At 59.6% G+C, this 9,955-nt stretch carries 9 protein-coding genes; 5 read left to right on the top strand and 4 right to left on the bottom strand.

The features are described 5' to 3' along the window. Nucleotides 1-579, top strand: a 579-nt coding sequence (locus WCA53_RS08525; protein WP_423907953.1) for a metallopeptidase TldD-related protein, incomplete at its 5' end; no start/stop codon positions are given. A 97-nt stretch (nt 580-676) separates the two neighbouring features. On the opposite strand, the gene WCA53_RS08520 is transcribed toward WCA53_RS08525, so the two are convergent. The 3 genes from WCA53_RS08520 to WCA53_RS08510 form a co-directional block, all read right to left on the bottom strand. Next, the gene (locus tag WCA53_RS08520; protein WP_423907951.1) at nt 677-1,162 is read right to left on the bottom strand and encodes a dihydrofolate reductase; all 486 of its coding nucleotides are present in this window, start codon (nt 1,160-1,162) and stop codon (nt 677-679) included. A gap of 66 nt (nt 1,163-1,228) precedes the next feature. After that, complete coding sequence (locus WCA53_RS08515; protein ID WP_423907959.1) at nt 1,229-2,623, bottom strand: sigma 54-interacting transcriptional regulator; 1,395 nt, start codon at nt 2,621-2,623, stop codon at nt 1,229-1,231. A gap of 573 nt (nt 2,624-3,196) precedes the next feature. Next, nucleotides 3,197-3,661, bottom strand: a complete 465-nt coding sequence (locus WCA53_RS08510) for a hypothetical protein (protein WP_423907949.1) — start codon at nt 3,659-3,661, stop codon at nt 3,197-3,199. Nucleotides 3,662-4,176: 515 nt separating this feature from the next. Here WCA53_RS08510 and WCA53_RS08505 point away from each other — a divergent pair. Next, nucleotides 4,177-5,565, top strand: a complete 1,389-nt coding sequence (locus tag WCA53_RS08505) for a sigma 54-interacting transcriptional regulator (protein ID WP_423907947.1) — start codon at nt 4,177-4,179, stop codon at nt 5,563-5,565. A 339-nt stretch (nt 5,566-5,904) separates the two neighbouring features. Continuing rightward, nucleotides 5,905-6,738, top strand: a complete 834-nt coding sequence (locus WCA53_RS08500) for a thymidylate synthase (RefSeq protein WP_423907944.1) — start codon at nt 5,905-5,907, stop codon at nt 6,736-6,738. A gap of 25 nt (nt 6,739-6,763) precedes the next feature. Here the strand turns inward: WCA53_RS08500 and WCA53_RS08495 are convergent, their stop codons facing one another. Continuing rightward, a complete protein-coding gene (locus WCA53_RS08495; RefSeq protein WP_423907941.1) occupies nt 6,764-7,534 on the bottom strand; it encodes an ArsR/SmtB family transcription factor in 771 nt (256 codons plus the stop codon). A 480-nt stretch (nt 7,535-8,014) separates the two neighbouring features. Between WCA53_RS08495 and WCA53_RS08490 the strand changes: the two genes are divergently transcribed. Both WCA53_RS08490 and WCA53_RS08485 read left to right on the top strand, forming a co-directional pair. Beyond that, nucleotides 8,015-8,500, top strand: coding sequence for an acyl-CoA thioesterase (locus WCA53_RS08490; protein ID WP_423907956.1), 486 nt, complete (start codon nt 8,015-8,017; stop codon nt 8,498-8,500). 333 nt (nt 8,501-8,833) lie between these two features. Next, nucleotides 8,834-9,955, top strand: a 1,122-nt coding sequence (locus WCA53_RS08485; RefSeq protein ID WP_423907939.1) for a class I SAM-dependent methyltransferase, incomplete at its 3' end; no start/stop codon positions are given.

Here is a 9,955-nt window from a genome sequence, read left to right as displayed (position 1 = left end):
GCGGTGAGTGGCGGCGCGTTGTATCGAAAGACGACTTTCCTCGTCGATAGTCTTGGCAAGCCGGTATTTGCGCCGCACGTTCAGGTGCTGGAGGATCCGCATGTGAAGGGTGGCGCGGGCAGCGCGCCGTTTGACGAGGAGGGTGTGAGGACGCACCGTCGCAGCGTGGTGGAAGATGGCGTAGTGCAGGGCTATTTCCTCTCGACGTATTCGGCGCGCAAGTTGGGCATGACGACCACCGGCAACGCGGGCGGATCGCACAATTTATCGCTGCGCAGTTCACTGACGAAACCGGGCGACGACTTCGAAGAGATGTTGAAGAAGTTGGGAACGGGTCTGTTGCTGACGGAACTGATGGGGCAGGGCGTGAATTATGTGACCGGAGACTATTCGCGCGGTGCATCGGGATTCTGGGTGGAGAACGGCAAGATCCAGTATCCGGTGGAGGAAATCACGGTGGCGAGTACGTTGCAGGAGATGTTCCGTCACATCGAAGCGATTGGCGCGGACACGGTGGTGCGAGGAAACAAGGAAATGGGTTCGGTGCTGATCGAGAAGATGACGATAGCGGGACAGTAAGCCGAGAGCGGCAACAAGCAAGACAAAAAAGCCCGGGACGACGACAGCCGTCCCGGGCTTTTTTGCGGATGAGACCAAAAGAAAACTCAAGCCCCTATCAGCACCGCGAATACGTCACAAACGCATAGCCAAACGAATCGCCGGCATGCGCCTCACGAGAAACCTCTTTCCAGACCGAGGGATCGAGCGCATCGAAAACCACATCCCCGACAAAATCGGCGTCGATCTCGGTAATGCACAGCTTCTGTGCAAGCAGGATCCCTTCACGATACAACTGCGCCCCCCCGATCAGGAACACTTCGGGGGCGCCATCGGCCTGCCCTAGCGCGATGGCGTCTTCAAGCCGGGTAACCGTATCGCATCCAGGAAACACGCGCTGAGGATCCCGCGAAACAACAATATTGCGCCGCCCGGGCAAGACTCGCCCAATGGACTCGTGCGTTTTACGCCCCATGACAATGGGCGCACCCATCGTGGTGCGTTTAAAGAACGCCAGATCTTGGGGTAAGCGCCAGGGCAATTGATTATCGCGTCCGATCACGCCATTGCGCGCGCGGGCGACGATCAGGGTAAGCATCGTCATGAGGTGAGTTTGTCCAAGGTATGGAACGGCGAGAATGACTAAGGCCCGCCGATTCTACCCGAGCCCTCAAGCCAGGCCATTGCAGCCTGCAGCCCCGCGCAACCCATGCGCGACCATCAGCCTATAAAGTGTCACCCGCGAAATCCCAAGTTCCGCAGCCGCTTCGCTCAACTTGCGCCGATGCCGCAGCAAGGCCAGTTCAATCGCGCGTTTCTCGGCCGCATCGCGGGCGGCGGCGAGGGTGGTCGATTCGACTGGCGCGCAGTCGCTCAAGCCGAGGTCCTCGGCGGTGATCAGCTTGTTCTCCGCCATCACGATCGCGCGCCGCACGCGGTTGATCATCTCGCGTACGTTGCCGCTCCAGTCGTAGTTGTACATGGCCTCGATTGCCGATGGCGCGAAGCCGCGGATCTTGCGTTTGCCGTCACCCTTGAATTTGTGAAGCACGTGCAGCGCCAGAATTTCGATGTCCTTGCCGCGTTCGCGCAGCGGCGGTTCATCGACACGCAACACGCATAGCCGATGAAACAGGTCGGAACGAAAGCGGCCTTCGCGCATGGCGGCTTCGAGATCGATGTGCGTCGCGGAGATCACCCGCAGGTCGACCGCCACGGGGTCGCGCCCGCCCAGGCGATCGATTTTCTGTTCCTGCAGGAAACGCAGCAGATAGCCCTGGCAGTCGAGCGGCAAGTCGCCGATTTCATCGAGGAAAAGCGTGCCTCCATCGGCCGCTTCAACGCGACCGATCTTGCGCTGGTTCGCGCCCGTGAACGCGCCGCGCTCGTAGCCGAAAAGTTCGGACTGGATCAGATGCTGGCCGATCGCGCCACAGTTGATCGCGACGAACGGGCCTTTGCGGCGCGGCGAACGTTCGTGGATCGCGATGGCAGTCAATTCCTTGCCCGTACCCGATTCGCCGGAGATAAACACGTTCGCGTCTGTATTGGCGACTTTGCGGATGGTGCGGAAAAGCTGCTGCATAGCTTCGCACGTGCCGACCATTTGCTCGTCGCCGAAGACGCTCGGGGAGGCCGCGACATCACCGTCACCCAAGCTGACCATGCCATATGCGTGATCGACCAGGTAGCCGAGGGTCGCGTGCGCGACAGGCCCCTTCACGAAATCGAAGCAGTAGTGGCGGATCATATGGCGCACTACGGGGTCGATGATGCGGTCATCGTCAGCGAGCGCGATCCAGCCGGCCTGCTGATGACGAAGCAAGGGTTCAAGTGTCGCCAGTTCCCGCGCGGAGAGGCCCGCCATATCGACAATGCCGGCCGTCGGCCGATCGGCTTTCAGTAATCGCGGCGCTTGTGGGCCCAAGCTGCTCACGGACACGTGCCAGCCATGGCTCTTCAGGTACGCGATGAGCGGCTGGCACGGCGCCTGCGCGATGTAGACCAGATCGCGAACGACCGGCAACGCCTGCGGGACAAGGACGGCCGCGAAATTCGGGACAATGGACGCGACGCCTGTCGCTGGCTGTATCGATGACGAAGATGGCTCTAATTCCTCGGCAGGAAGCTGGGTGAGGTTACCCGACCCACAGGCGCCGGGGACCGGCTGAGACGCAGGAACGAATTCATGCACGAGCGACCTCCGGTTGCGACGAGGTACACCGCAGCGCCGGGGCGGGCACGACGTGGACATCGCCGTCGATCATCTAGCCGTCGAACAGCAGGAATCGTTCGGAGCGGAGCCTCCCGGCCGCAGACGGCCATCGCCCGTCCTGACCGGGCGCCTCGCGGATGGCATTCAAAACCGGTGCGACTCCATCTCTCTCGCTATATTGCGTGGCTCGCCCGCTCAATAGCGTTGCGGCGACGCAATGCGTGTAGTGACCTGCTTTCAGGCGTGTTTCAAATCTTCTGACTAAGTCTCTGCCTTTCTATTCTCATGCACAATCAAGCATAAATTACATGTGCGCCCTCGGTTTCATCCTCCCTGGTGTTTCATTAACTGTATTAATAAATATTGATTTCACTGCTTTAACCGGTATTTCTTAATGAGCTGGTCCTCGACCTCGATCCATGCTTAATCGTTGCGCACCGCAGGCGGCGTGAGCGCGGCCGCATCGACGGGTATCGGGGCGGGCAATGACGGCGCTATTTCATCCCACAACGTCACGCCCTTCACCACCGATGCCGCGGACGCCTCTGCCGCCATCGCGTGTACTTTCTCGACGGTGACAGCGGTAGAATCTACCGAATGATGGGTATGGGCGGCAGCCGATTCAGAGGGGGGCGCGAGCCAAACGGCCGTGCTGTCGGGTGGCCTATCGCTCGCGTTTGCAGCGTCGTCGTGGCGCGCCGGGATTGTTTCATTTACGGACATTGCGGGCCGGATTGCGGCCGTTCCTGATCGATCCTCACTGCCGATGTTCTGCGCCCATGCGTTGCCGCTCGACGCTGCCATGATCAAACCCAGGGTTGCCGACGCGGCAAGCCCGTGTCTCGGCGTGGTTTTTCCGCACTTGACGACGCGGCCAACGATTAGCATGACGCCCTCCTAAGTCGCTCTTATTTAGCGAAACATATGCCAGGACGCGCAATCCACTGGGGTTATTGAGCACGGTGCGGATTCACGTCAAAAGTGAATCAAAAAAGCGACGAAAACGTTTCACAAGTGAAACAAAGCACCGTAAACACCCGTTTTCATCCGAAATTTCGTAAAATGCGATTGTCTTATTTAAACTGTTTAAAAAGGAGATTAAAGCGCAACCGTCCGCGCTAAACCTAAAGCCGACACGGCTTGGCAAGGAGGCGAAAGACCTCGTTGAGGATAATTGTTTTCGAAGTAACTGCTTTATAGTAGGCTCTCAAAAACAGCACGAGATTGAAAACAGGTTCGTTTAAGAGCCGTGCGATAACGCTCGTCGCTTCCGGGGTGTCACCGTTTGCAGTTATCCGAATGACCGTTCGTAGAATACGCATTGAATTATCGATATCTGCGACGTGGTTGATGCTATTACCGGCGCGACCTTTTCAACGACCGTTGACGAGAGGATCAGAACAATGGAAGTCGCTCGGCGGCAACTAATCTACGTGACTCGAGAGGCGAGTGCGCCTCTGTGCGCGCGCTTCGAGGAACGCGGCTGGCACATTGAAGTGGTATCGAACGCGAAGGACGCGCGCCGCTGGCTGCGCAATGACATGGCGGTAGGCGGCCTGCTCGATTTGTCGGGCAAGTTCGAAGCGCATGAACTCGCCGCAATGGAAGCGTCGCTGACCATGACCAACGTCGGCTGGGTCGCCGCTACCGGGCAGGGTCAGTTGGAAGACGCGGCCGTGCGCCGTTTGATTCGCGACTATTGTTTCGATTACGTCACTATGCCGACGTCCAACGATCGCATCGTCGATGCGGTCGGCCACGCGTATGGCATGGTCGCGTTGCACGAAAACGCAACAGGCGATGTCCGCGATGTGCGTGACGGGCGCGCCGAAGGCGAAATGGTCGGCTCGTGTGACGCCATGCTTGCGTTGTTCCGTTCCATTCGCAAGGTCGCGATGACGGATGCACCGGTGTTCATCTCGGGCGAGTCCGGGACCGGCAAGGAACTCACCGCCGTGGCCATCCATGAGCGCTCGGTGCGTCGGGAGCAACCGTTTGTCGCGATCAATTGCGGCGCGATCCCGGCTCATTTGTTGCAATCGGAACTCTTCGGGTACGAACGAGGTGCGTTTACCGGCGCCAATCAACGCAAGATCGGCCGCGTGGAAGCGGCGAACGGCGGCACGCTTTTCCTCGATGAAATCGGCGACTTGCCGCTCGAAAGCCAGGCAAGCCTGCTGCGCTTCTTGCAAGAGCGTAAGGTCGAACGTCTCGGCGGCCACGGTTCTACTCCAGTGGACGTGCGTATCATTTCCGCCACGCACGTGGACATGCAGACGGCCATGATTGAAGGACGGTTCCGCGCGGACTTGTATCACCGGCTGTGCGTGCTGCAAATCGATGAACCGCCGCTGCGCGCGCGGGGCAAGGACATCGAATTGCTGGCGAAACACATGCTCGACCGCTTCAAGAAGGACGCGAGCCGGCGTTTGCGCGGTTTCGCGCCGGATGCGATCGCGGCGATTCACAACTACGGCTGGCCGGGCAACGTGCGCGAGCTCATTAATCGCGTGCGCCGGGCGATCGTGATGTCGGAAGGGCGCCAGATCAGCGCGCGCGACCTTGAGCTCGGTGAATACGTGGAAGTGGCGCCGGTTTCTCTCGCGCAGGCGCGCGAGGCGGCTGAACGGCAAGCGATTGAACTCGCGTTGCTGCGCCATCGTGGCCGTCTCGGAGACGCCGCGCAGGAACTCGGTATTTCTCGGGTAACGTTGTATCGGCTGCTGAGCGCGCATGGCATGCGGCACATTGAAGTCGATGCGCCGACGACTGAACACGTGACGCGCGGCTGAGCCTTCTGACGAGCTGGGGCTGAATGCGCGGCGGGTGGGGGCTCTCACCTTCCGCCGTGCATGTCGCTGCGCATCGGCCTCCTCGGCGACGCAGCCCAGCCGAATTGTTCGCTTCCTGTCTGACCGCCTGCGGACGCCTCTGTCTTGCGGGAACCGTTTATAAACCGCTCTTGAACCGCTCCTGGACCCGATTCACTCCTCGCGTTCCCGCGCTTGGTAAAATCGGGTTTTGTGTTTTCGGGCGCTGCGCAATTCCCCTTTTCGTAGTCCGCTGGTGCCGCGAAACCTCGTGCGAAAATAGCGGCACGTCTCTCTCACGAACGACCCTTACCCTTTTCCATGATCCAGTATCAAGAACTGCTCAAAGACATTCTCGAGCGCGGCGCGCGCAAGATGGACCGGACTGGCACTGGCACGATCAGCACGTTCGGTCGCCAGTTGCGCTTCGATTTGGCGGCGGGGTTTCCGATTCTGACCACCAAGCGCATTCATATGAAGAGCGTGGTGTACGAACTGCTGTGGTTTCTAAACGGCGACACGAACATCAAGTACCTGAACGACCATGGCGTGACGATCTGGGACGAATGGGCCGATGAAAACGGCGACCTCGGCCCGGTGTACGGTCACCAATGGCGTTTCTGGCCAAAAAGCGACGGCACGATGGTCGATCAGGTCAGCGCGCTCGTGCATCAAATCAAGACGCGGCCGAACTCGCGCCGCCTGATGCTGACGGCATTGAACGTCGCGGATTTCCCCGATGAATCCATGTCGCCCGTCGATAACGCGCGTGCCGGCCGGATGGCGCTGGCTCCGTGCCATTGCCTGGCGCAGTTCTACGTGAACGAGGGCAAGCTGAGCTGTCTTTTGTACTGCCGCAGCCAGGACGTGTTCCTCGGAACGCCGTTCAACATTGCGAGCTATGCGCTACTCACGCACATGCTGGCGCAGCAATGCGATCTCGACGTGGGCGAACTCGTGTGGACCGGTGGTGATTGCCACATCTACCTGAACCATCTGGAACAGGTCGATGAGCAACTCAGCCGCACGCCTTATGCGTTGCCAGCGCTCAAGTTGGCACGAAAGCCGGAATCGATCTTCGATTATCAGTATGAGGATTTCGTGATCGAGGGCTATCAGTATCATCCGGCGATCAAGGCGCCCATCGCGATCTGAAGCGGGGGTTTCCCGGGGGTTCCCTTCATGCGTCGGTGAGAACGGCTCCAAAGTGCCGTTGGCCGGCCGGGGTCACGCGCAGTACCCGGCGTTTCGCGGTCTGTTCGAGCCAGCCGTGTGTTGTGCATGCGCTGAGAAACGCCGCACCGAGCGCGCCCGCGAGATGTGGCCGGCGTTCGCTCCAGTCGATGCAAGTGCAGGCGAAGCGCCGCCGCTGCGCGCGTTGAGCGGTGAGGTCGATCCCGAGGCGCGCGAATTCATCGATACCACGCTCTGTTGTATCCAGTGCAGTCGGCCCTGGGCGCGCCGGGGCGCTGCCAGCGGCAGTGTCGCGCACAATTTCCAGCCATTGCGATGCCAGCATCCGGTCGAACAACCGCACCGCGAGTTCGCCGGCCAGATGGTCGTAGCAAGTGCGGGCGTAGCGCATATCGAGCGGGACAGTGGATGCACGGCGCTGCGGCTGCTGGCTTGCGGTCGTCTCGCGCAGAGGCGCGCTGGCGTGGGCCAGATTGGCGAGCGCTTCGATTGCCATCGCGATATCCGCCGTTGCGATCCGATAGTACCTATGGCGCCCGCTGACTTCGAGGGCTAGCAGGCCGCTCTCGGTGAGCTTGGCGAGATGGCCGCTCGCGGACGACGGCGACAGCCCCGCGATCATGGTGAGTTCTCCCGCTGGGCGCGAGCAACCGTCCATCAACGACCAGAGCATGGCGGCGCGGCCGGGATCGGCAAGCAACGCGCCGATACGCGATAAACCGGGGAACGGGCGGGCATCGTCGGGATTGAACAACATGGAGCGCTCCTGATTTTGGCGGTTCTCGGTGGTACTAGAGGCTACTTTAGCCGCTTGGCGCGCACGACGTTTCATCGAATCGTGAACTATTGATGCAACCGGCCCTCTTTCCGAGGGCCGGACGCCGTCGCGCTAGAATGTTGATCTGGGGCGTGGTCAGGGTGTGGCGGGGAAAAAAATGTTGAAGCTCATGGTGGTTGGAATGCTCGTCGCGATATGCGCGGGCTGTGCGGGAATGCCTTCTAATTCAGCAGGGGGATCGAGCATAGACATGTACGGCGTGATCGACCAAGGTGTTTCTTACCGGAAGTAAGCGGACGCGTGGGCGCTCGCCCGGCGGTTTTTTGCGCCCCTTATAATTGGTTACCTCGATTTGTCACCTCGATTCGTCACCTCGATTCGTCAACTTCCTTTGCCGGGTTCGCCCGATCTGCCATGACATCCAATTCCGCGCCCGCTTTTGCTGCTGTTTCCGACTCCATGCCGGAGCGTTCCGAGACTACGTTCCGCTTTCTTGCCGAGCCGACGTCGGTCAACTTTGGCGGCAAGGTTCACGGCGGCGCGTTGATGAAGTGGATCGACGAGACGGCTTACGCGTGCGCTGCCATGTGGTCGGGCCGATATTGCGTGACGGTGAGCGTCGGCAACATTCGTTTTCGCCGGCCGATCCTGGTGGGCAACCTGGTGGAATTGCGGGCGCGGGTGGTGGCAACCGGGCGCACGAGTATGCATTTGCATATCTCGGTGCACGCCGGCGATCCGAAGGGCGGCGCGTTGCAGCAGACCACCGATTGCCTGATGGTTTTCGTAGCCGTCGATGAAAAGGGTCTGCCTATTCCCGTCCCGACATTTGTGCCGGTGACGGACGAGCAGAAGCGCCTGGCGAAATACGCGATCGATGTAAAAGAAGCGCTGGACGCGATCGTGGAGTTGAAGCCGGAAGAAGTCGCGGCAGGAAAGGTGTAGAAACAACGAGGAAAGCGGCGAGGCGAAGACGACGCCTCATCGCTGGGTTGAAAGAATAAAAATAATCAGTATAACGAATAAATTTGACAAAAAAAGACCAAAAGACAGGGGGCGACGAACTCGATTCCAGAGGCTCGAAACCTGCGTCACAAGCGGCCCGTCGTTGACGCGAAACAAACGCTTTATCGGTAGCCAAATAAATCAGACGTTTCCCATTCATGAAATGTCCGTCAATCGGCATAGTTCGCGCATCCGTGAGATACGCCCAAAAAATTGCACAACGAGGCGCATAGAAACGGAAATCGAAACAATGGCGAATTGAGGAAGAATCATATGAACTGGACGGCGGGCTACAACAATTCGATTGCCTACACCACGGGCTACTATCACGAACAGAGTCCCACCTACCTGAACGCATGTCTGGCGATGCAGCGCGTGGCCCCGCCGGCGCTCGATGGTTTCACCTACTGCGAGCTGGGATTTGGCCAGGGCCTGACCTCGCTGATTTTGGCGGCGACCCATCCTGACGGCGACTTTTACGCGTGCGACTTCAACCCGCTGCACGTACTTGCGGCATCGTCGATAAAACAGGAAGCCAATCTGCAGAACCTGACGTTGCTGGAAAACAGCTTCGGCGAACTGGCGCAAGGGCGCGTCGATCTCCCTATGTTCGACTACGTGACGATGCACGGCATCATCTCGTGGATATCAGATGAAACCCGCGCGCAAATCCTGACCTTCCTGTCGCGCTACCTGAAGCCGGGGGGCGTTGTGCAGGTGAGCTACAACGCCATGATTGGTTGCGCGCAAGTGTTGCCGTTGCAACGCCTCTTGAGGGCGCATGGCGGGGCGAACGGAGATGACTGGGGCCAGGCATCGGAAATCGCCAAGAAGGCGGCGGCCCTGGGCTCGACGCATTTCGTGCGCAATCCCGATTCGCTGTGGCGGATCGAGGACTTCGACAAGCAGGACGCCCGCTATCTGGTCCACGAGTACATGCAGGAGACGTGGATGCCTTTCTATTTCACTGACATAGCACGGGAGTTTGCTGAAGCAAAGCTGACTTACGCGGGTAGTGCCCGCTTTTCGTACATGTCGCCAGTCTCGTGGATGACGGACGAGCAGCGTGCATGGGTGGACGGCATCGGCGACCCGGTTCGTGCCGAGGAGCTGCGCGACTACTTCGCCAATCGCTCGTTTCGCTCGGACATTTTCGTGCGGGGCAAGGCGACTCTAAACGACAGCCGCTTGCGCGAACAAGCCGCGTGCATTCATCTTTGGGGCCATCCGGGCATCGAGTACGCGCCGGTAGTTTCACTCGAGCCTGCTTCCATCTCGCGCGGTGGCGACTATCACCGGGCCTTGTTCGATCTGTTGCGCCGCTCGGAAGCGACGCTGGCCGACGTCTTCGACGCACCGGAATTTGTGGGACTGGATCTCGACGAAGTGTTGAAG

The organism is Caballeronia sp. (genome assembly GCF_049581465.1).
Taxonomy (GTDB): Bacteria; Pseudomonadota; Gammaproteobacteria; order Burkholderiales; family Burkholderiaceae; genus Caballeronia.
The sequence above is the reverse complement of the archived record's forward strand: the minus strand, read 5'-3'. Positions and strand labels throughout refer to the sequence as shown.

What these genes read in the sequence shown, in the direction of transcription:
- WCA53_RS08505 (WP_423907947.1), top strand. Translation starts at nt 4,177, where the DNA reads ATGGAAGTCGCTCGGCGGCAACTAATCTACGTGACTCGAGAGGCGAGT.
- WCA53_RS08520 (WP_423907951.1), bottom strand. Translation starts at nt 1,162, where the DNA reads ATGACGATGCTTACCCTGATCGTCGCCCGCGCGCGCAATGGCGTGATC.
- WCA53_RS08500 (WP_423907944.1), top strand. Translation starts at nt 5,905, where the DNA reads ATGATCCAGTATCAAGAACTGCTCAAAGACATTCTCGAGCGCGGCGCG.
- WCA53_RS08495 (WP_423907941.1), bottom strand. Translation starts at nt 7,534, where the DNA reads ATGTTGTTCAATCCCGACGATGCCCGCCCGTTCCCCGGTTTATCGCGT.
- WCA53_RS08490 (WP_423907956.1), top strand. Translation starts at nt 8,015, where the DNA reads ATGCCGGAGCGTTCCGAGACTACGTTCCGCTTTCTTGCCGAGCCGACG.
- WCA53_RS08510 (WP_423907949.1), bottom strand. Translation starts at nt 3,661, where the DNA reads ATGCTAATCGTTGGCCGCGTCGTCAAGTGCGGAAAAACCACGCCGAGA.